This window comes from Azospirillum sp. A29 (assembly GCF_042604625.1).
Taxonomy (GTDB): Bacteria; Pseudomonadota; Alphaproteobacteria; order Azospirillales; family Azospirillaceae; genus Azospirillum; species Azospirillum palustre.
Map to the genome: position 1 here is coordinate 807,355 of NZ_CP170467.1, position 18,426 is coordinate 825,780.

Here is an 18,426-nt window from a genome sequence, read left to right on the forward strand (position 1 = left end):
ACCAAAGTTGCTGATTTTCCTCAGTCTCAGACCGGTTCCGATCCGTGTTCATATTGACCAGGGGAAGGAGCGGTCTGGGTACCAAGTGGGGAAACTCATCGTGATGTTGCTGGCGCGCGGGTTCCTGCCGGCGGGGGTCGGGTCTGTCCTTACACATGGACCCGATGCGCTGGGAGCGGGATGGGGAGCGCTGTACGTTGCAGTCGGTCGCCAAAGGGCAGGAATTCGTGGCTTGTGAGCGGCGCTCCGATCCGACCGGGTCGATCTGTGTCGATGTTCTGGACACGATCTTAATGTCATTAATGACCCAACGAAGTCGGCTCAGCATGTTGACGTCGAACTGCTCGTAGTCATTATGACGCTCCTTTTCGCAATAGTTCTCCGCCGGCTTGGCTATGTCTGCCGGCAGTAATCGATGACGTGGCGCTCCGATCCTGCCCCGCCGACCGGTGTCGATGCGCCGGACACGATCTTCATCCCCTCAATGCCCCGTCGAAGTCAGGCCAAGTCGTCCGCGTCAAACTCCTCATCCATCGTGATGGCAATCGCTACGATGACAATCCCTCTCAACGATTTCGTTCAATCTGAGGATGCTTTAGATTGACTTCCACTCACCTCGCCAATCATACAGCGGGTCTGTTGTGGCATATTCGCGCAAATACGAGATCTTGCCGTCACGCAACTTTGCAATGGTTGCCCCATCAAAGGTTCTCTCTTCGCCCCGCAAAGTATAGCGGAATGTCCATTCGGCAATTTCCAAATCGCCCAGCGACTGCAAATCGCGGATTGTCCAGTCCAGGACGCAGCCGTTCTCGGCGAGCCACGTAAAAACCCATTGTTCCACCCAAGAGTGACCGCGGTAGACTGGTCCGAAACTCTCGATGACGACGCAATCCGTAGTGAGTGTCGCGAGGATAGCATTCGCGTCCTGCGCGCGCCAGCCAGCGATGTACCGCTCCAATAACATCATATATATAAACTCCTCCTTTGATGGACACGCTCTGCCACGACATTGAAGATATTCAAATCGTTGTCGGATGCTTCCGACAGGCTGCCGTCGAACCGCCGGCATATCCGTGAGCGGCCTCGTCTGTCAGCAAACGGCATTTTCCGTTGCGGCGTTGCATTGTGGCCGCAACTGTTGAGACCACCGCTGATACTCACGCGGCGAATGCCCGACCAAGCGCTTGAATAGCGCCCTGAACGTGCTGCTATCCGCGTAGCCGACGCGCAGGCAGATTTCATCGATGCTCAAAGTTCCTGCCTCCAGCAGTTGCTTTGCGATCTCCACCCGCAACGCCTGAAGATATTCCAAAGGACCGATCCCGATCGCCTGTTTGAAGCGACGGTTGAGCGTCCGCTCGCTGACCGCGAGATGGGTGGCGAGTTCTGATAGGGATGAGGCCTGTTGAATGGTCGCGGCCATCCGGCGCTGGGCACGGGCGACGAGCCGGTCGCCATGTCCATGCTCCTCAATCAGCGTCGCGAACGGTGCTTGCAAGACCCGATTGGTGTCGATCAGCAGCATCCTGGCCGTGGCGGCAGCGAGTTCCGCGCCGGACAGCCTGCCGACGAGCCTTATTGCGAGCGTGAGATACGAAGTCACGCTGCCGCCGGACAGGATACCGTCTTGCTCGGTAAGGATTTCCTGAGCGCGCAGCGCGACCCGTGGATAACGCCTGCTGAAATCCCTGGCTTTCGCCCAGTGCGTGGTCGCCGGCCGTTCATTGAGCAGACCGGCCTCGGCGAGCAGGTAATTGCCGGTGCAGTAGGATGCCAACACCGCCCCTCTCTCGTGCTGCCGCCGCAGCGCCCGCGTCAGTGCGGCGACCTCCTCGCGGCGTTCCAGAAATTTGTCGATGTCCGGGGCGTATGGCGCCGTCACCAGTATGGCGTTGGCTGGCGCTTCGGGATTGATGCGGCCATCGACCGCAATCATCTGTCCGGACGCGCTTTGGACCGGGCGACCGTCCAGGGATTCAACGGACCACCGCAACGGCGGCCGCCCGCCGGGACCCGTTCGCTTGGCAGCCAGCATGTTTGCGACGGCAAAGACATCCACCGGACCGGCCACGCCGGACGACAGGGTGCCGTCACAGACCCAAAACCGGATGATCATCGCGCCCTGTCTGATTTGCCTTGAACATCGTCAAATCTGCCACTCCCGCACGCCGTACTCAAGCCGCATGATGCAAACCGTCAAGGCTGCAGATAAAGGAGATGCAAGAATGCCGATGATCGACGTGGTGATTCCGAAGGGCGCCTTAGCGCAAGACGTCGAGGCGCGGTTGCTCAAGGAGATGACCGACATCCTGCTCCGGGCCGAAGGGTTCGACCCTGCCAACGAGGTCGCGCAGAGCGTATCCGTGCTTTTCCTCCATCGGCCCGACGCTACTTTCGTCGGTGGCCTTCCCGCCGCAGCGCCGCGCTATCGGATCGTCCCGAGCGTCCCAGAGGGGCAGTACACGCAGGAGTCCATGGCGCGTCTGGTCAAGGAACTGACGGAAGCTATCGTCCGTGCCGATGGTGGACGCTTTGAGGATGTCGCTCCGAGGGTCTGGGTTTTCCCGACTGAGGTGCCCGACGGCCATTGGGGCAGCCGCGGCGTAATCCGTCACCTTCCAGAGATCCAGGCTTTCATCTCCGGGGATCAGGACCGCAGTGTGGGTAGCGAAAGGCTGGCCCGCCGCCGCAGGACGAAAGCGTTGGACGTCATTGCGAGTATGGCTGATGCCATTGGAAGAGGAGCCGGTTAAGGTCGACCCAGCTGCGCCTGGAGCTTTCGGACATCAGAGGCAGCCTCTCCCGGCCAAGCCAGTCGATCTAAAGCGGATCTGCCGAGGCTTCCGGATGGCATGATCAGATTTGGCCGGACTGGGGTCACTACTCGAAAGAAGCACGTTCGCGTAGTGGCCCCAAGGTGCCCATACCGCCGTTGTCGGCGGTCTGGTCGCGCATAGACGGCAGAAGGCTCCTATTCTGGATCGGTCGGGGTTTCTGCATCGACGATGTAGCGAGCATCAACGACAACCTCTTCGCCAGCATCGGTCATAATCCAGACACCAGCTCATCTTCCTCAATCCTGTCCTCGGAAGACGCGGAACCAATGCTCGGCATATTGCCGGCACAGTTCAGCCTCCACGCCATCTCCGGTGCGTTCGGCATCGGCAGCGCGGGCGAGCCATTGACTCTGCTTTTGAAGCGCGGATCCATTCACACGCGCGGGGGCTGGTCGAACGCCGGTCGAGGCGGCAGTGGTGGGACGGGGCTTGCTGAAATTTGGTCGCGGTACTGGCACGTAGGGCCTGGAGGGTGGCATGGGGCCTACCGACTTCCTTGGATAGAGTGGAGGGGCATCCTTTGACCGGGCAGAGTCTACGCCGTGCATCGCTACAACGCGCGGAAATTCTCCGACACGGTGGGTCTGCCGGTGCGCGAATGGCGCCGCCGGCGCTGGCGCCGTCATGCCGGCGGAATAGCCATACCGCCCCTTCTTGGAAGAATGAGCGGAACGGCTCAATGGCTCGGTGCGCGAGGACTTCGACAGAGTAAGGTGCTCTTAGGGCAGCGGTAGGCGGTCGATCAGGGCCTGCGCCTGCTGGACCACGGCCTGAAAGGCAGCCTCCCTTAAGAGCCGCTGTGCGAAGCAGCGGCGGTAGGCTCTGTCGCCTTCCGTCTCCAGACCGGTGGCCTTCTTGAAGAGCATCTCACGCGTCGCCTCGTCCTGTTTTGAGGCAGAAAAGACATTCCAAGCGCGCCGGGCGGCCTCCTCGTGCTGCGTCCACAACGCGTCGCAAGCAGGGATGAGTGCGATGGGCGCGGCGACAGGTTCGACCGCGACGAACACCCGGCCGCCCTGGACCACCGACAGGACGATCCGGTCCGGCACCCCCAGCCCGATGTCCTGCCGGGCGGCCGCCAGCATGGCGACGGCGAACCCCGCCCCTCGGGCTTTGACCGGCAGATCAGCGAAGCGGGCAACCGCGGCCTCAGTGCTGATCGCCTGGGTGTAGAAATCCTCCTCCCCGAGGGCCGTCCTGGGATCCTGCGGCATGCGGCCAAGCCCTGGCCACCAGTCACGATGCTCCTTCAGCCAATTCCGCAGCAGCTCCTCCGTAGTGGCGACGACGACCCGCTGGTTGTCCGCTTCGCCGTAGGCGATGCCGTCCAGCATGCCGAAGCCCAACTCCTTCAGCAGAGTCTGCAGGCTAATCCGGCCATCGGCAGGAAAGCCCCGGACTGCGACCGGCCCGACCATAGCCTTGAGCATCCCTTCCAGCTCGCGGCGGGCGTCCGCCTCCTTCCGGCTCGCGCTGTCGACGCCACCGGCCTCCGCCTCCCGGTTAAGGGCGGCGATGTGTCGGTCACGTACGGCCAGATACCGATCGAGGGGCGCCGCCTGCGCCGTTCCCACCGTCCACAGCAGAAGAGCGACCGCGAACGCTTTCATCGCCAAACTCCGACGCTGCACCGGAAGCGAGTGTAGCGCGGCCCCCGCCAGCCGATCGAGCGCGGTTTGAGAGCCAGACCACAGAGGGGGATGGACAGGTGCGGCTACCCTTTCCTCTCGCCACGGTTCGAGTGCGTCTGGAGTGCCTGTTCATGCGTGTCCGGCCAGTGATCTTCGGCTTTGCCGTCTTGCTGGGGGCGATGGCATCGAGCCTTGCTCCCGCCACGGAAAGGCAGGCATCGGACCTGACCGGCGGCTGCCGCGTCCGGGACCAGGAGCCCGGCAACCGGAAACGCTTCCGCTGGGCGGGCCAGTGCCGGGACGGCTTTGCCCAGGGCAGTGGAGTGCTGGATTGGACGACCAACGGCCAGTCGGCCGGTTGGGCGGAGGGGACCCTGGTGGCCGGTCGATTGGAGGGCGATGTCAGTGCCGATTGGATACTCCCCGGAAAGGGCGGCTGAAAATTCCCCAGGCTGACGCAACGGCAGGGCTCCGGGGCGTACGCCCCGGAGCCCTGCGGCCGCCCGTCGCCCATGATCACCCTCCGAGGCTGAGGGAGAGGGCCGGTGGTCAGACTTGGAGAACTCGTCATGATTCTCGATCTCGCCCGCGAGGGCCTGTCGGTGTCGGCGATCGCACGCCGCACCGGCCTGGATCGCAAGACCATCCGCAAATACATCGCCCGCGGATTGGAGGCGCCCGCCTACACCCCTCGGCCGGCTCGGCCGACGCTGCTCACGCCCTTCGAGCCCTATCTGCGCGAACGCCTGCAGGCCTTTCCCGATCTCAGCGCCCGGCGACTGCTGCGGGAACTCACGGAGCGCGGTTACACCGGCGGCTATACCATCCTGAAAGCCGTGGTTCGCGCCATCCGTCCCACCCCGTCACCGTCCTTCGAGCGTCGCTTCGAGACGCCGCCCGGCAAGCAGGCCCAGGTCGATTTTGCCTTCTTCAAGACGACCTTCACCGAAGAGCCCGAGGTGGAGCGGATCGTCTGGCTGTTCTCGATGGTGCTCGGCCACAGCCGCATGATGTGGGCCCGCTTCGTCGCCCGCCAGGACCTGCAAACCGTGCTCCGCTGCCACATTGCCGCCTTCGACAGCTTCGGCGGCGTGCCGGAACAAATCCTCTACGACCGCATGAAAACCGCCGTGCTGGGCGAGGTCGAAGACCCCGATCAACCGGCCCAAGGCATCGCCTACAATCCCAAGCTCCTCTCCCTGGCCAGCCACTACGGCTTCCTGCCGAAGGCCTGCAAGCCGTACCGCGCCAAGACCAAGGGCAAAGTCGAACGGCCCTTCCGCTACGTGCGCGAGGACTTCTTCCTGGCCCGCAGCTTCCGCAATCTCGAGGACCTGAACATCCAGTTCACCCAGTGGCTGGATCAGCTCGCCAACCGCCGTCGGCACGCCACCACCCAGCGCATCGTCGCCGAGCATTTCGCCGAGGAGCGCTCCCACCTCAAGCCGCTGCCGGCCGGCCCCTTCAACAGCGTGCTGGCCCTGGAGCGCCGTGTCACCCGAGACGGCATGGTGTCGGTCGGCGGCAACCTCTACTCCGTGCCGGATTGCACCCGCCGGCGGACGGTGGAGGTGCAGGTCACCGCCGGCACTGTCACCATCCTGGAGGACGGCATAGCCGTCGCATCCCACCCGGCGCTGGAAGGACGAGGCCAGCGGCGCATTGCCACCGGCCATCGGACCCAGCCTCCACCGCCCAACAGCCAGACGCCCAGGGAGGTCGCCACGCCCCCGGCACCTCCGCTGCAGGGCGGCACCGTCACCCCTCGCTCGCTGGCCATCTACGACACCATCGGCCGCCATTTGGCCAACCAGCCGGGGAGCCCGTGATGAGCGCCACGCCGTTGGAAGCCGGCCCCGCCACCCTCGACCGCATTCGCCAATATCTGGTTGGGCTGAAGATGCCGCGCGCCTTGGAAGCGCTGGAGCACATCCTACGCCGGCTGGAACGCGGCGAACTCTCCGCCCTGGAGGCCATCGACGCCCTGCTGGGCGAGGAACTGACGTTGCGCGAGGGACGTCGCATCAAGGCGGCCCTGAAGATGGGCCGGCTTCTCTCCATCAAGACGCTTACCGGCTTCGACTTCTCCTTCCAACCCTCCCTCGATCGCGATCGAATCATGACCTTGGCGCAGCTCGACTTTGTCGACCGGCACGAGGTGGTCCATTTCCTCGGCCAGCCCGGCTGCGGCAAGACGCACCTGGCGCTTGCTTTGGGAGTGGAGGCCGTTAAGGCCGGCCGCTCGGTCTACTTCGCCACCCTGGCCGACATCGTGAGCTCGCTGGCCAAGGCCGAACGTGAAGGGACCTTGCGGGAACGCCTGCGCTTCCTGTGTCGGCCACAGCTGCTGATCGTCGACGAGATCGGCTATCTGCCGGTGATACCCGGTGGCGGCAACCTGTTCTTCCAGCTCGTCAACGCCCGCTATGAACGCGGTGCCATGATCCTGACCTCAAACCGCGGCTTCTCCGAATGGGGCGATGTCTTCGGCGGCACCGTCGTCGCTTCCGCCCTGCTGGACCGCCTGCTGCACCATGCCGTGGTGGTGCAGATCGAAGGTGCCAGCTACCGCCTGCGCCGTCACGCCGAACTGATGCCGGACAACAACCGCAGCCGGCCGATCACCGCTCCGCCACCGGCACCACGGCGCCGAGGGCGGCCACCGAAAGGAAGGAGCGCCGACACCGAAGCCAATCCATAGCCCTTCAAACCATCTGGGGATTTTTCGACCGACCGTTCTGGGGAAACTTCATTCGGCCTTTACAGGCGAGGCCCATGTCGAATGGGAGAATGGGCGGTCCTTCACCGGCACCTACCGCCACGGCCACGCCTCCGGCAATGGGACACTGACCTTTCCGGGCGGCCATCGCTACGTCGGCTCCTTCAAAGGCGGACGTCCGACCGGGGAGGGGGAGTTCATTTCCTCCGCGGGAACGCGTTACGCCGCCCGGCTCGACGAGGATGGCGAGGTACGGCCCGGCGCGATGCTAGGTCCGGGAGAAGCGGCTCCGGCGCCACCCGCCCGACGACCGCCACCGCCCGAATCCGGGAAGAACCTGCCCCCGGCTGTGTCCGTACCGCGCCACAAGGCGCCAAGCCCCGGCCGATCCGCCAAGAGGTCTCTTGAGAAGCTTGCTGAGAAGCCCATGCCCCGAACCGCCGAGCCGGGCCCGGCACCGCAGGCATCGGACGCCGTCCAATCCCTCGAAAGGCCGCCCGCCGCGGCAGACCCGCCGCCTGAGACCCTGGAGGAGTGGCTGTGCACGCTACCGCCGGTTCCTCGGCCCACGCCGGAATTTCGCCCTGCCGACGCAGCGAGAACGGATGCGTCCGGCCGCTGTTGTGGCAGCTGTCTTTCTTCTGATTGAGGGGCGCCGTTTGTGAGGCTAACTTGCTCTGTCGAAAGCCTCCCTTTCTAGACGCTATGCAGCGATGCCGAGCCGACGGTTGTGAGCAGCCAAGCCGTCCTGGAGAACGAGTGACACCAGTTGCAGCAGATTCGGCAGATCGGCATGTGGCGTGTCGGCCGAAGGTATGAGAGGCAACACCGCTCCGGCCAGATCAGCGGCGGCACCGAGCGGATCGCCGTTCGCGTGGATGACAGCGGCGGCAGCCTTGCGCCCTGACCGGCCGAGAGCCGCCATGTCGGGGTAGGAATGTCCCGCAAATTCAATCATGATAAATCCTCCCCTCCCGGAGTTCCAACATTTGCAAGAACGGTACGTTGTCCCGGCAGCGGCTTATGGGGATTGCCGGCATTACGGCCGCGCCCGGCAGCCGGTAATTCTAACTTTATATTCACGGCGCAAATCCTTCGGTTTCGGGCGCGTCAGTTCGCGGATGAGCCGTGCGATCTACCGGTTCCAGAAGGGTGATACTCCTCAAGGACGAATAGCGGCATACCCGATTGACGGACCGCAGCGGTCGGCTCGGATGCCGGACGTAGCGCCTGGTCGAGCACATCCTGGAACGTCTTCGGAAGAGCGGCGAATTGACGCTGCGTCGCGCCATAGTCTTTGCGCTCGACGCGCATCTCGTGGAGCTGCTCCAGCGCCGAGTAGATGGCATCCGCCCACACGGTATTCCGGCCGATCATCTCCGCCGGCAGCGTGGCCAGAAAATCCTCCAGCTTCGCCAGGGCTTCTAGGAAAGTCGGCGCAGTGACCAGCGGCAACCAGTCGGCCGAGAACACGCAATCCATCAGATTCGCCCTGGAAACTCTGGATCCCCGCCTTAGCGGGGATGACGGAGGTCCTTTCCAAGGAATGTAGTTTCCAAATGCGATTGCCCTGCCGCAGGGGGAAAAGGACTTGCAAGGCCCTTTTCCGTCCCGCTTGCCACCCGCGCCGGATCGAACATGACGACGTTCCATGTTCCATACTGTCCCATTCGTCTCATCCGCCGCGCGTCCCGGCCACCGTTGGTGTAACGCTGAGGCATTCCTGCCCCGGTGCCAGCGCTCCCGTGCGCGGGTGACGCCGGATGTCCTCCATGATAAGGAGACGCGAGACGCTCCGCGACGTGGCGGAGATGCGGTGCAAAGGCGGGAGACGGGCCATGGCGATGCGGGTTTTGACGGCGGCCGGCCAGGACCGCCTTGCGGAGATCGCCAGCCGCCAGGGCGTCAGCACCGACGCCGCGCAGTCCATGCTGACAGCACTTCTGAACGGCGGCGGCACCATGGCGCAGTTCAGCCATCCGGAGTTCGGTGGCTCGGGCCAGTGGATGCAGGGCGGCATGACGATGGTCAGCGACCTGTTCAACAACGCGCTGAAGGCCACCGTCGACAATCTCTGCAACGACCTCGCCGGCCTGGTGCTGAACCCGCAGCAGGGCCTGTGGCAGGACGCCGCACCGACGCCGGCAACCCCGTCGTGGCAGCACCAGCAGCAGGGCCAGGGCGCCTCCCTCTCCTCCGGGATGAGCATGGGGTTCGGCGGCGGCAACTGGTGGCCGGCGGATCTCGGCGTGCCGAACTCCAGCGGCTCGCAGAACGACCTGCGCTACGCCTATTTCGGCGGCACCAGCCGGCTGGCGGTCGAGGTCGCCGGGTCGCTGACCGTCTACGACACCGGCAACCACCAGATCTCCGGAGTCTCGCAGCAGCAGGGCAACGGTTGGACGCTGACCTTCACCAGCCAGTACGGCACCGTGCCGGTCTCCTCGCTGCGCGTCGTCGATGGCAACAGCAGCCAGCCCGATCCCCTTCCGGCACCGGCGCCCACCTTCACGTCGGCACCGCCCCCCGCGACCCCGATCCCGACACCCGCTCCCGCATCGGTGGAGTCCCAGCCCGCCCCGGCCCCCGGCGGGCTGGAGGACAGCGTCTGGTCGTTCGGCCCGGCGGACGGCGCGCCGACCGGCACGCTCACCCTGGCGGCGGACGGCGTCATCGCCGGCGGCAACGAGGCGCAGGCGCGCTTCTGGTCGGTCGAGGACGGCGGCCTGACCTTCTACGACGCCGACGGCCGCACCGCCCTACTGTTCCCCGCCGTCGCCGGCGACGGGGTGCTGCGCGGCCACGCCCCGGCCGATCCGGCGCAGGTCTATGTCCTGCGCGCGCCGGCGACCCGCCGGCCGGACCCCGCCGCCCCGCCCCCCGCCGCCGCGGCAGCACTGCCGGTGGACGTGACCGCCGGCGACTGGGTGCTGGAGGATGCCGGCGGGAACCGCCTGTCCGTCCTGCGCCTCCAGCCGGACGGACGGGTCGAGGGCGGCCGCGAGACCGAGGCCTCCTGGCGGACCAAGGACGACGGCATCGTCCTCCTGCACCGCAGCGGCCGGCCGACCGCGCGCTTCGAGCTGTTCCAGTACCGCGCCGGCCGCTGGACGGTGGTCGGGGCTCCGCTCAACAACCCGTCGGCGCCGCTGTTCCTCAAGCAGGCCTGAGCGCTCAGACCGGCACGGCGAGGCTGCCGGCGGCCGGTGGGCCATGGCGATGATGGTGGCGGCGATCGCCGCGTCGTCGGGGTTCTGGGTGATCTCGCTCACGAAGGAACGGTCTTGTATTCGCTCCATTGATAGACAGCGTCAGGTCAATGCCTGCCTAGACATCTCGGTTCCGTTGCAAAGTTTGACGGTGGGCGGAGATCGGGTAAAACCCGGCCGCTTTCGGCGGCTGGGGTGACACGGTGATGCGCAGCGGGAAGAGCCCGTTCAAGGGCCGACAATTCACGGCGGAGGTGATCCTGTGGGCGGTGCGCTGGTATCTGCAATTTCCGATCAGCTACCGTGACCTCGAACGCATGCTGGCCGATCGCGGCGTGGCAGTCGATCACACCACGCTTTACCGCTGGATCCAGGCCTACACGCCTGAACTGGACAAGCGCATCCGCCCGCACCTGCGGATGACCACCGGCTCCTGGCGGGTGGACGAGACCTACATGAAGGTGAAGGGGCGATGGATGTACCTGTACCGCGCCGTCGATGCGCACGGGCAGACCATCGACTTCCTGCTCAGCGCCAAGCGCGATGCGGCCGCCGCCCGGCGCTTCTTCCGCAAGGCGCTGAAGCAGGCGCACACGGTGAACCCGCGCACCCTCACCGTGGACAAGAACGCTGCCTACCCGAGCGCGACCAAGACGATGAAGCAGGCCGGCGAGCTGTGGCGTTTCGCCAAGCTGCGCCAGGTTAAGTACCTCAATAATATTGTTGAACAGGATCACCGACGGATCAAACGGCTGGTCCGGCCGGGGCTCGGGTTCCAGGGCTTCCACACCGCGCGCCGGACGCTCGCCGGCTACGAGATGATGGCGATGGTGCGCAAAGGGCAGGTTGCCGCCATGCCTGCCAACGACATGCCCGCCCAGGCGACCTTCATCGCCAACCTGTTCGGAGCGGCCGCCTGACGGTGTCGATACCGCGGCTCACCGCACCCGCCATCAAACTTTGCAACGGAACCGGTTTGGGCGCCCGGCTCGGACGCTTCTAATCAGGCCCTCTCCGTCCAGTACCGGCATCCGCATGTCAGTCAGAAGTAGGTCGGCCGCATCCTTTTCTTCGGCCTCCAGGGCCTGCACTCCATCATGGGTGATTGTAACCCTGAAGCCTTCGGTCTCTAAAAATTCAGCCAACGCAGCGGCAACGAGTTCTTCGTCTTCTGCCAGGATGATGTGGGGCCGGACCGTCATCGGTTGATCACATTGGCGTTGAGATAGCTCACACTTAACTTAGTTTAATGACAAAACCAAGCTGGCCAGAGGTATGCGAGATCGTTGTCGCAGCAAACAACGGCGTATGCGTTGGTCTTAGCTACCAATCAAATAGCGGGGAGAGGCCGGGCCAATTTCGTTCAGATGAGATCCATCACGAGATGATGCGATGTTATCCCTTCACATTATCCGTGGCCGATCCAACCTTGGGTAGACACAGATCAACAGGCGCTCACTTGCCAAAGGCATTGACAGCACAGTTCCGGCCGGCAGACTTCGCCGCATAAAGAGCCCGGTCGGCCTCTTCCAGAAGGTGCATCAGCGTCACACCATCCTGTGGCCACGTTGCAATACCGATACTGCATCCCACCCGGGCGACTTTGCCGGCGACAAGCACCGGCTCATTGACAGCCGAAATGAGGCGCTGTGCGATATCCTCTTGGGCAGGGTCGGCTTTCCCAGGGCTTGCGCTGAGAACGATGACGAATTCATCCCCACCGAGTCGTGCCACAACATCCTCTCCGCGCAGGCAAGATGCGAGTCGAGCGGCGACCTGACGGAGTACAGCGTCACCCGCCTGGTGTCCCATCGTGTCGTTCACCGGCTTGAAACCGTCCAGGTCGATATACAACAGAGTGAAGGGGTGGGTGCCGGGACGCTGCATCAGGGATGCGGCGTACTGCTCGAAGAAACGCCGGTTCGGCAGACCCGTCAATCGGTCCTGATAGGCGGCATCTTCCATCTGAGCCAAAGCCTGTTTCGTATCCGTCAGCGAAGCGATCAAAGCCCTCAGTGAACCTGACAAATTCACAACCTCGGCAGCGCCGCCGACCGCCGGAATTTCCACACCGGGTTCGCCATGACGCAAACGGTTGGCAGCATTGGCAATTGCCCTCAGGGGACGAGCGATCCAACCCGCCGCGAACCACGCAACGACGCTGAACACCGTGGCAAACCCCAAGCCCCAGAGCATGATCTCGTGCCGCAGCGCCACGGCGCTCGCGTAGGCCGCCTCCACGGGCTGCCGGATCAGCACACTCCAACCCAGTCCTGGATAATCCGAGTGCCCGACGCCATGGGCATAGCCGGTTACATATGTCTGATCATCAGGCCAGAGTTCAGTTGCCCAACCGGTGCCGTTCGCTTTGGATGCAGCGACACTGGCGATCGGCAGTGCACGCCCCAGTGATCCCTCAGGCCCGAGAAGCACCGTACCGTCAGTGCTGACGATGAAGGACTCCAAACCCCGCCGGTCGCGCATTGGCCGGAACAACACTTGTTGAACCTCACGCGCCCATGCCCACGAGAAGTGTGCTGCCAGCACCCCGACGGTGGTGCCGCTATCGTCCTTCAGAGGTGTGGAGACGTCGACGAACTTCATCGGTTCGCCGGTGGGATTCGGTAGGAGCTTGGCAAGCATCACCGCCTCATGAACGTCTCCAACAAAGTGGCCCTTGATGCCATTCTGGTAGACCGGCCGTGAGGACGCATCGGCACCAAGGAGGATCCCGCCGCTCGACGCTACGATGGTTCCTGTGGTGTTGGTGACGCCAACCCAGGCAAGTGTGGGGTCCGTCGCCTTGAGTTCGTCGACCATTTTCTGGGCGATCGCCCAATCGCGAACCGCGTCAATTTTTGCCAGAACGCGGATCTGTTTGGAGCGGGCCCACATGTCCGCGTCCAGCTTCTCAGACATCTGAAAGGCCGCTTCCGAAAGTGAGCGGCCAATCTCCTGCTCTAACTGCTGCTCGGATCGGGCTCCTGCCACGACACTCAATAGGGTGGACACGCCCAGAATGAGAGCGGCGCTGGAGGCGGCCGTTGCACCCTGTAGACCCCAACGCTTCCAGGCCATGGAGCGGCTCCGCATCTCGCTCTGCATACTATAGTATGTAGGCTATCACTCTTTCGGAGTATGCGCCAGCAGGTCTACACATGAAAGGGGTCGGGTTGCCCAAATCGTTTTACTGCGTCCAAATACCGTTCCGCAACCAGACAATCCTGTATCATCTGCGGCACGTACAGAATCAGATTGAAGTCTTCGGGTCCGTGCTCGCCCTTGACGAGGTTGAATCCGTTTCTGAACGGCAATCATTTCAGAGCGTGTGAAGTTGAAGCCTAGACAGGAACCGACGACATGTCGGTTGCCTTCCGATTCGCAATAAGGCGCTTGAGTTCCTGAGGATGAAAGGGCTTGCGCAAGAAAGCCAACGGACCGAAAGCCTCAATTCGCCGCATCGTCGTCGGGTCTCCCGAGCCGCTTAGGAACACCACCGGCACGCCATGGCGGCGGCGCAATTCGTGCGCCAAGTCCACGCCGTCCATGGTGCCCGGCAGCTTGATGTCGAGTACCGCGAGATCGACCGGTGCGCGGCTTATCAACTCCAACGCCGCGTCAGCGCTGTCGACGGCACCGACCACATGGCAGCCCGGCACCTCCTCGATGATCATCACCACGGCATCCTGGATCAGGAACTCGTCCTCGACGACCAGAACCCGGAGCATGCTCATGTCCGCCCCATGTCCACCGGCGGGAGAATCACCGTGCATGTGCTCCCCGGCTCACCCGCGGAAAAGTTCACGGTCGCCTTCACCTGCCGCGCCAGGCGAGAGGCGATTTGGAAGGACAGGGTGTCCTCCGGCAGCAGCCGTCCAGCGCTACCGATCACTATGACCGTCATCTCGGTCCGTTCCTCCGTCAGCGCCAACCTCACCCGCAATTTACCGTCCGTGCTCACCGCTCGCTTCACCGCATCCAGCAGAAGCTCGTTTACGAGCAGGGCCACTGGTGACGCACGATCCAGTGGCAGGGCCAGGGGCACAAGCTCAAGTGCGACCTCCAGTTTGCCGTCATAACCCAGGATCAGACGGGAAACCAAGTCCTCCAAATAGCCAGCCATGTCGATCTGGCGCAGGTCACGGCTGCGGTACAGGCGTTCCTGGAGCAAAGTCAGCGAGTGGATGCGTTCGACGATGTCGGTAAAAGCCTCTTGCACCGCCGGATCGGAAAAGCTTCGTGCCGAGAAGGTGATCAGGCTGGCGACGATCTGAAGGTTGTTGTGCAGACGGTGGTAGAGCTCCTCCAGCAACAGCCCCTTTTCCTCCTGCGCAGCCTGATGGTTTGCTTGCGATGCACGCAACGCGCGTCGCGTGTCCGCCCGGTCCAGGGCACTGCGGATCGACGCCACCAAGCGTGGCAGATGATTGCGGCGCTTGACCACGTAATCGTCGAGTCCGGCCTTCATCGCCTCGACTGCGACTTCCTCCGTGCCGGTGCCGGTGAACATCACCACCACACACTCCGGCAGACGCTCACGGACCATTCGGAGCACCTCCAACCCGGTGGAGAACTGAAGCCGGTAATCAGTCACGATCAAATCTTGGCCCGGCATCGAGCGCGACCTGCAGGGCTTCCAGGTCGGCTACTTCCACCGCCTCAGTCCCAGGAAACTCACGTATGACCGCACGAGCCGCCAACGCCCGGCTGTCCGCATCGTCGTCGATGAAAATGGCCCGCATTCATGCCTCCGGCTTGATCGGCTTGGTAGACTTCTGGCCGGCATGAATTGGAGCCAGCTATGTTGTTGAACAAGCACGGGTCTGGAATGTCGTGAATGCTGAGATGGAAAGTTCCCCATGGCAATATCACGAGCGGTAGTCTCCTCAGAGGTGACAGAACCTGACCGGCCGCCGTCCCGCCAAACGGGGTGGGGTGTGGTTGCCGCGCTGATTTTGCTGGCTCTGACTGGATTGACGTTGACGATGATACTGCGGCAGGTCGATGAAGCCCGTGCCCTGATGCAACGCATCGATCGCATCATCCTGATCACGGAGCAACTGCTGTCCGACCTCAAAGATGTTGAAACCGGGCAGCGCGGGTATCTTCTCACCGGAAATCCCAAGTACCTGGAGCCGTATGATGCGGCCCAACAGGCCATCGATCACCGCCTCACCCAGTTGGTGCTGGTGCTGGTGCCGGCGATCCGGCATCATCTGCCACGTCTCCGCGACCTCACTCAGGCAAAACGCGATGAACTTGCCCTCACCGTCGGGTTGCGGCAAACCCGAGGTTCTGATGCCGCCTTGAGCGTGGTCCAAACGGACAGCGGCAAGCAGATCATGGATGCCATTCGCGCCGAGGTGGCGGCGATGGCGGCCGAAGAACGGAACGTGTTGGAGGAGCATACGCAGGCCACCGAGTGGCGGTGGCGCGTGGCGATGGGCGTCGCTCTGCTTTCCAGCAGCCTCGCGTGCCTCTGCGCGGCGCTGTCCTATCACCTCGTGGCGCGCCGCCATCGTTCCCACCGCCAGCATGCTGAAAGGGCACGCGACACCGCGCTGGGGAATCTGGAGAGTAGCGAAGTGCGTTTCCAGGCGACCTTCGACCAGGCCGTCGTGGGCATAGCCCACGTTGGATTGGATGGACGTTGGCTGCGGGTGAACGACCGGCTGTGCACGATCGTCGGGTGGACGCGCGCCGCGCTTCTGGCTGGACGGTTTCAAGACATCACGCATCCCGATGACCTGGGTGGCGATGAGGCGCAGGTGGCGGCCTTGCTGCGCGGTGACTTGGCGACCTATTCCATGGAAAAGCGCTATCTGCGTCAGGATGGGACCTCCGTGTGGGTCAATCTGACCGCCTCGCTGGTCCGCAAAGTGGACGGTAGCCCCGATTATTTTATCAGCGTGTTGGAGGATATCAGCGCCCGCAAGGCCGCCGAGATGGAGATCCGCCGCCTGAACGAGGATCTGGAGCAGCGCGTCGAAGAACGCACGGCCGGCCTGCTTGAGGCCAACCGACAGCTCGATGCCTTCGCGCATACCGTTTTCCACGATCTGCGCGGACCCTTACGTGCTGTAGAGGGCTTCACCCAAGCCGCTCGCGAGGATCTCGGCGACGGGTTACTCGAGGCGGCATGTGGGCATCTGCAGCGGGTCATGGCGGCCGCCGAACGCATGGACGACTTGATTGGCGACGTCCTGGCTTACAGCCAGCTGCAACAGGGTCAATTTTCAGTGGAGTGCGTCGATCTCGACCGGTTGCTGTGGAACGCGCTTGCCGACCTTGGCGCGGTTATTCAGGCCAGCGGAGCCGAGGTAAATGTTGCCCGCCCGTTGCCCGTCGTTCTGGGCAATGCCACGGCGTTGCGGCAGGTCGTCGAGAACCTTCTGACGAACGCCGTTAAGTTCGTAGCCCCTGGAACTGTGCCGCGGGTTCGAGTGTGGGCCGAGTGCCGGCCCGCTGTGGTCCGGCTGTGGATCGAAGACAATGGGATCGGCGTCGCACCCGAGCATCAATCGCGCATCTTCCAGCCGTTCGAGCGGTTGCATGGAGCGGACGCCTACGAGGGCAGCGGCGTAGGTCTGGGGATCGTTTGGACAGCTATTGGCAAAATGGGAGGTCGCTGCGGCGTTGTTTCCTCCGTCGGGGCGGGCAGCCGCTTCTGGATTGAACTTCCAGAAATCAGACTGCCCAATACAGCATCATGACGATGGTATATCCGGCATGAACGCGTTGCCTTGGCTGCCTGCCAGGAGGTTCTGAACCGAGGGTATGGCCGACCGCCGCAGATGGTCGCCGCCCCAGTTCAACATGACGTCGGGGCGCTGCACCTGGAGGTCCTGCGCCGCTTGGCAAGTGCGCCAATGAACGTGATCGACGTTACAGCACAGCCGAAAACTGCGGAAGCAGCCCTAGTGCCCGCCAGTTGAACGGGGAGTCTTCGGCCGAGCAGGTGAAGCCGGCCGCTTCGGCGCAGGCGTAGTGCCAGAGACGATCATTTGGATCGCCTGCCCAGCGGGGCTGACCCAGCAGCACCGGCTTGTTGCAGTTCGTGCAGTGAGGCGGAGAAGACTTACGGATGGTGGAGGCCATGACATCTGTTTCCTGGCTGGATGCCCATTTCATGACAGCCAAAGGTTACCGGAGTCATTCCAGCGCATGCGGTGCTTGCAGGGCAGGCCCTAGCAAAGGCTTTAGCACAGGACATGCCAGCTGACGCCCACCACACTAACCGGGGTCTGGGCAGCAGCAGACACTGTTGACGAATTCGAGGGCGGCTGTACAGAGATGTCGAACATCTGGGAAATGCCACTCTGTTACCGCGTGCTGTAACGCTGCGGTATGGTGCCGTCTCTCCCCTGCGCATCCGACCCTCCCCCCTCGCTTTCGGTTGTGGAGGGCGGTTTTGCAAATTGCCCCGTGTTTGCTTTCTCGACCGGCGTGTTCTTGAGGTATGCCCGGCGGGCTGGGCAAGAAGAGAAAATCGTACCAACTCGCAGAATTAATCTGCCCTAGCAACAACAGAAAATTACATTTCATCCAGGGCGGTCATTAATTAGGTGTAGTGTCGAAATCATTTTAGGATATCAAATTTATGTTTGTTCAGGTATTTCCAAGGAACTTAAAACCCTATGGTGCGATCCATGTCCGGCTTGTTTCATGTTCTGCTTGCCGAGGACGAGGATCTGGTTGCCCTGGTGGTGGCCGAAATTCTGGAGTCCGAGGGGTTCCGGGTCACCGTCACGCACAATGGGCTGGAGGCCATCGAGGCCGACGCCGCCGATCCGGCCGACATCCTGCTCACGGACATGCGCATGCCGGTGATGGGCGGCGAGGCGCTGATCCGGATGATCCGGCAGCGTCGGCCCGACCTGCCGATCATCGTCATGACTGGCTACAGCGAGCATCTTCCGGACGAGGAGCCGGGGCGCCTGACGGTCCTGCGCAAGCCTTATGCAGTGTCCGCTTTGGCGCCAACGGTCAGAGCCATTCTCGCCCGCCGGACGGCTCCGGCCCCCTGA

22 protein-coding genes are annotated in these 18,426 nt (G+C 63.3%); 10 read left to right on the plus strand and 12 right to left on the minus strand.

What is annotated here, in order from left to right:
- Nucleotides 1-595: 595 nt before the first annotated feature.
- Together ABNQ38_RS31845 and ABNQ38_RS31850 are read right to left on the minus strand one after the other, a co-directional pair.
- The gene (locus ABNQ38_RS31845) at nucleotides 596-970 is read right to left on the minus strand and encodes a nuclear transport factor 2 family protein (protein ID WP_377810295.1); all 375 of its coding nucleotides are present in this window, start codon (nucleotides 968-970) and stop codon (nucleotides 596-598) included.
- Between the two features lie 123 nt (nucleotides 971-1,093).
- Nucleotides 1,094-2,119, minus strand: coding sequence for a GlxA family transcriptional regulator (locus ABNQ38_RS31850; RefSeq protein WP_377810296.1), 1,026 nt, complete (start codon nucleotides 2,117-2,119; stop codon nucleotides 1,094-1,096).
- A gap of 109 nt (nucleotides 2,120-2,228) precedes the next feature.
- Between ABNQ38_RS31850 and ABNQ38_RS31855 the strand changes: the two genes are divergently transcribed.
- Nucleotides 2,229-2,756 (plus strand): 4-oxalocrotonate tautomerase family protein, encoded by a 528-nt coding sequence (locus ABNQ38_RS31855; protein ID WP_376967725.1) that lies wholly within the window; start codon nucleotides 2,229-2,231, stop codon nucleotides 2,754-2,756.
- Nucleotides 2,757-3,076: 320 nt separating this feature from the next.
- Here the strand turns inward: ABNQ38_RS31855 and ABNQ38_RS31860 are convergent, their stop codons facing one another.
- Complete coding sequence (locus ABNQ38_RS31860) at nucleotides 3,077-3,466, minus strand: DUF4167 domain-containing protein (protein ID WP_376968071.1); 390 nt, start codon at nucleotides 3,464-3,466, stop codon at nucleotides 3,077-3,079.
- A 93-nt stretch (nucleotides 3,467-3,559) separates the two neighbouring features.
- On the minus strand, nucleotides 3,560-4,450 hold the full coding sequence (locus tag ABNQ38_RS31865; protein WP_377810297.1) for a hypothetical protein: 891 nt from the start codon (nucleotides 4,448-4,450) through the stop codon (nucleotides 3,560-3,562).
- 152 nt (nucleotides 4,451-4,602) lie between these two features.
- Between ABNQ38_RS31865 and ABNQ38_RS31870 the strand changes: the two genes are divergently transcribed.
- From ABNQ38_RS31870 to ABNQ38_RS31885, 4 genes are all read left to right on the plus strand, one after another.
- Nucleotides 4,603-4,911, plus strand: coding sequence for a hypothetical protein (locus ABNQ38_RS31870; RefSeq protein ID WP_377810298.1), 309 nt, complete (start codon nucleotides 4,603-4,605; stop codon nucleotides 4,909-4,911).
- Nucleotides 4,912-5,016: 105 nt separating this feature from the next.
- The gene (istA, locus tag ABNQ38_RS31875) at nucleotides 5,017-6,300 is read left to right on the plus strand and encodes an IS21 family transposase (protein ID WP_377806509.1); all 1,284 of its coding nucleotides are present in this window, start codon (nucleotides 5,017-5,019) and stop codon (nucleotides 6,298-6,300) included.
- A complete protein-coding gene (gene istB, locus ABNQ38_RS31880) occupies nucleotides 6,300-7,172 on the plus strand; it encodes an IS21-like element ISAzs30 family helper ATPase IstB (protein ID WP_377806510.1) in 873 nt (290 codons plus the stop codon). Before istA ends, istB begins: the two co-directional genes overlap by 1 nt.
- Before the next feature lie 37 nt (nucleotides 7,173-7,209).
- Nucleotides 7,210-7,839, plus strand: coding sequence for a hypothetical protein (locus ABNQ38_RS31885; protein WP_377811133.1), 630 nt, complete (start codon nucleotides 7,210-7,212; stop codon nucleotides 7,837-7,839).
- Between the two features lie 54 nt (nucleotides 7,840-7,893).
- Here ABNQ38_RS31885 and ABNQ38_RS31890 read toward each other — a convergent pair whose 3' ends face one another.
- Both ABNQ38_RS31890 and ABNQ38_RS31895 read right to left on the minus strand, forming a co-directional pair.
- Nucleotides 7,894-8,148: a hypothetical protein gene (locus tag ABNQ38_RS31890; protein WP_377810299.1), complete on the minus strand. Its 255-nt coding sequence runs from the start codon at nucleotides 8,146-8,148 to the stop codon at nucleotides 7,894-7,896.
- Nucleotides 8,149-8,300: 152 nt separating this feature from the next.
- Nucleotides 8,301-8,672 carry a hypothetical protein gene (locus tag ABNQ38_RS31895; RefSeq protein WP_377810300.1) on the minus strand — a complete coding sequence of 124 codons (372 nt, stop codon included), beginning with the start codon at nucleotides 8,670-8,672 and terminating at the stop codon, nucleotides 8,301-8,303.
- 356 nt (nucleotides 8,673-9,028) lie between these two features.
- On the opposite strand from ABNQ38_RS31895, the gene ABNQ38_RS31900 reads away from it, so the two are divergent.
- Genes ABNQ38_RS31900 through ABNQ38_RS31910 form a run of 3 tightly spaced genes read left to right on the plus strand, consistent with a single transcriptional unit; the run spans nucleotide 9,029 to nucleotide 11,319 of the window.
- Nucleotides 9,029-10,360, plus strand: coding sequence for a hypothetical protein (locus ABNQ38_RS31900; protein ID WP_377810301.1), 1,332 nt, complete (start codon nucleotides 9,029-9,031; stop codon nucleotides 10,358-10,360).
- A gap of 43 nt (nucleotides 10,361-10,403) precedes the next feature.
- Complete coding sequence (locus tag ABNQ38_RS31905; protein ID WP_377810302.1) at nucleotides 10,404-10,598, plus strand: hypothetical protein; 195 nt, start codon at nucleotides 10,404-10,406, stop codon at nucleotides 10,596-10,598.
- A gap of 7 nt (nucleotides 10,599-10,605) precedes the next feature.
- Nucleotides 10,606-11,319 carry an IS6 family transposase gene (locus ABNQ38_RS31910; protein WP_377810303.1) on the plus strand — a complete coding sequence of 238 codons (714 nt, stop codon included), beginning with the start codon at nucleotides 10,606-10,608 and terminating at the stop codon, nucleotides 11,317-11,319.
- Between the two features lie 33 nt (nucleotides 11,320-11,352).
- On the opposite strand, the gene ABNQ38_RS31915 is transcribed toward ABNQ38_RS31910, so the two are convergent.
- From ABNQ38_RS31915 to ABNQ38_RS31935, 5 genes are all read right to left on the minus strand, one after another.
- Complete coding sequence (locus ABNQ38_RS31915) at nucleotides 11,353-11,601, minus strand: response regulator (protein WP_377810304.1); 249 nt, start codon at nucleotides 11,599-11,601, stop codon at nucleotides 11,353-11,355.
- 253 nt (nucleotides 11,602-11,854) lie between these two features.
- On the minus strand, nucleotides 11,855-13,477 hold the full coding sequence (locus tag ABNQ38_RS31920) for a diguanylate cyclase domain-containing protein (RefSeq protein ID WP_377810305.1): 1,623 nt from the start codon (nucleotides 13,475-13,477) through the stop codon (nucleotides 11,855-11,857).
- Between the two features lie 263 nt (nucleotides 13,478-13,740).
- Nucleotides 13,741-14,133 carry a response regulator gene (locus tag ABNQ38_RS31925; protein WP_377810306.1) on the minus strand — a complete coding sequence of 131 codons (393 nt, stop codon included), beginning with the start codon at nucleotides 14,131-14,133 and terminating at the stop codon, nucleotides 13,741-13,743.
- The gene (locus ABNQ38_RS31930; protein ID WP_377810307.1) at nucleotides 14,130-14,993 is read right to left on the minus strand and encodes a sensor histidine kinase; all 864 of its coding nucleotides are present in this window, start codon (nucleotides 14,991-14,993) and stop codon (nucleotides 14,130-14,132) included. Before ABNQ38_RS31930 ends, ABNQ38_RS31925 begins: the two co-directional genes overlap by 4 nt.
- Nucleotides 14,986-15,141, minus strand: a complete 156-nt coding sequence (locus ABNQ38_RS31935) for a hypothetical protein (protein WP_377810308.1) — start codon at nucleotides 15,139-15,141, stop codon at nucleotides 14,986-14,988. The genes ABNQ38_RS31930 and ABNQ38_RS31935 overlap by 8 nt, the downstream gene beginning before the upstream one ends.
- 195 nt (nucleotides 15,142-15,336) lie before the next feature.
- Between ABNQ38_RS31935 and ABNQ38_RS31940 the strand changes: the two genes are divergently transcribed.
- Nucleotides 15,337-17,112, plus strand: a complete 1,776-nt coding sequence (locus ABNQ38_RS31940; protein WP_377810309.1) for a CHASE3 domain-containing protein — start codon at nucleotides 15,337-15,339, stop codon at nucleotides 17,110-17,112.
- 172 nt (nucleotides 17,113-17,284) lie between these two features.
- Here ABNQ38_RS31940 and ABNQ38_RS31945 read toward each other — a convergent pair whose 3' ends face one another.
- Nucleotides 17,285-17,497: a hypothetical protein gene (locus ABNQ38_RS31945; RefSeq protein ID WP_377810310.1), complete on the minus strand. Its 213-nt coding sequence runs from the start codon at nucleotides 17,495-17,497 to the stop codon at nucleotides 17,285-17,287.
- 551 nt (nucleotides 17,498-18,048) lie between these two features.
- Here ABNQ38_RS31945 and ABNQ38_RS31950 point away from each other — a divergent pair.
- Nucleotides 18,049-18,426, plus strand: a complete 378-nt coding sequence (locus ABNQ38_RS31950; protein ID WP_377810311.1) for a response regulator — start codon at nucleotides 18,049-18,051, stop codon at nucleotides 18,424-18,426.

What these genes read in the sequence shown, in the direction of transcription:
- ABNQ38_RS31845 (WP_377810295.1), bottom strand. Translation starts at nt 970, where the DNA reads ATGATGTTATTGGAGCGGTACATCGCTGGCTGGCGCGCGCAGGACGCG.
- ABNQ38_RS31870 (WP_377810298.1), top strand. Translation starts at nt 4,603, where the DNA reads ATGCGTGTCCGGCCAGTGATCTTCGGCTTTGCCGTCTTGCTGGGGGCG.
- ABNQ38_RS31915 (WP_377810304.1), bottom strand. Translation starts at nt 11,601, where the DNA reads ATGACGGTCCGGCCCCACATCATCCTGGCAGAAGACGAAGAACTCGTT.
- ABNQ38_RS31950 (WP_377810311.1), top strand. Translation starts at nt 18,049, where the DNA reads ATGTCCGGCTTGTTTCATGTTCTGCTTGCCGAGGACGAGGATCTGGTT.
- ABNQ38_RS31945 (WP_377810310.1), bottom strand. Translation starts at nt 17,497, where the DNA reads ATGGCCTCCACCATCCGTAAGTCTTCTCCGCCTCACTGCACGAACTGC.
- ABNQ38_RS31850 (WP_377810296.1), bottom strand. Translation starts at nt 2,119, where the DNA reads ATGATCATCCGGTTTTGGGTCTGTGACGGCACCCTGTCGTCCGGCGTG.
- ABNQ38_RS31925 (WP_377810306.1), bottom strand. Translation starts at nt 14,133, where the DNA reads ATGAGCATGCTCCGGGTTCTGGTCGTCGAGGACGAGTTCCTGATCCAG.
- ABNQ38_RS31910 (WP_377810303.1), top strand. Translation starts at nt 10,606, where the DNA reads ATGCGCAGCGGGAAGAGCCCGTTCAAGGGCCGACAATTCACGGCGGAG.
- ABNQ38_RS31920 (WP_377810305.1), bottom strand. Translation starts at nt 13,477, where the DNA reads ATGGCCTGGAAGCGTTGGGGTCTACAGGGTGCAACGGCCGCCTCCAGC.
- ABNQ38_RS31935 (WP_377810308.1), bottom strand. Translation starts at nt 15,141, where the DNA reads ATGCGGGCCATTTTCATCGACGACGATGCGGACAGCCGGGCGTTGGCG.
- ABNQ38_RS31895 (WP_377810300.1), bottom strand. Translation starts at nt 8,672, where the DNA reads ATGGATTGCGTGTTCTCGGCCGACTGGTTGCCGCTGGTCACTGCGCCG.
- ABNQ38_RS31855 (WP_376967725.1), top strand. Translation starts at nt 2,229, where the DNA reads ATGCCGATGATCGACGTGGTGATTCCGAAGGGCGCCTTAGCGCAAGAC.
- ABNQ38_RS31890 (WP_377810299.1), bottom strand. Translation starts at nt 8,148, where the DNA reads ATGATTGAATTTGCGGGACATTCCTACCCCGACATGGCGGCTCTCGGC.
- istB (WP_377806510.1), top strand. Translation starts at nt 6,300, where the DNA reads ATGAGCGCCACGCCGTTGGAAGCCGGCCCCGCCACCCTCGACCGCATT.
- ABNQ38_RS31860 (WP_376968071.1), bottom strand. Translation starts at nt 3,466, where the DNA reads ATGACGGCGCCAGCGCCGGCGGCGCCATTCGCGCACCGGCAGACCCAC.
- ABNQ38_RS31865 (WP_377810297.1), bottom strand. Translation starts at nt 4,450, where the DNA reads ATGAAAGCGTTCGCGGTCGCTCTTCTGCTGTGGACGGTGGGAACGGCG.
- ABNQ38_RS31900 (WP_377810301.1), top strand. Translation starts at nt 9,029, where the DNA reads ATGGCGATGCGGGTTTTGACGGCGGCCGGCCAGGACCGCCTTGCGGAG.
- ABNQ38_RS31905 (WP_377810302.1), top strand. Translation starts at nt 10,404, where the DNA reads ATGGCGATGATGGTGGCGGCGATCGCCGCGTCGTCGGGGTTCTGGGTG.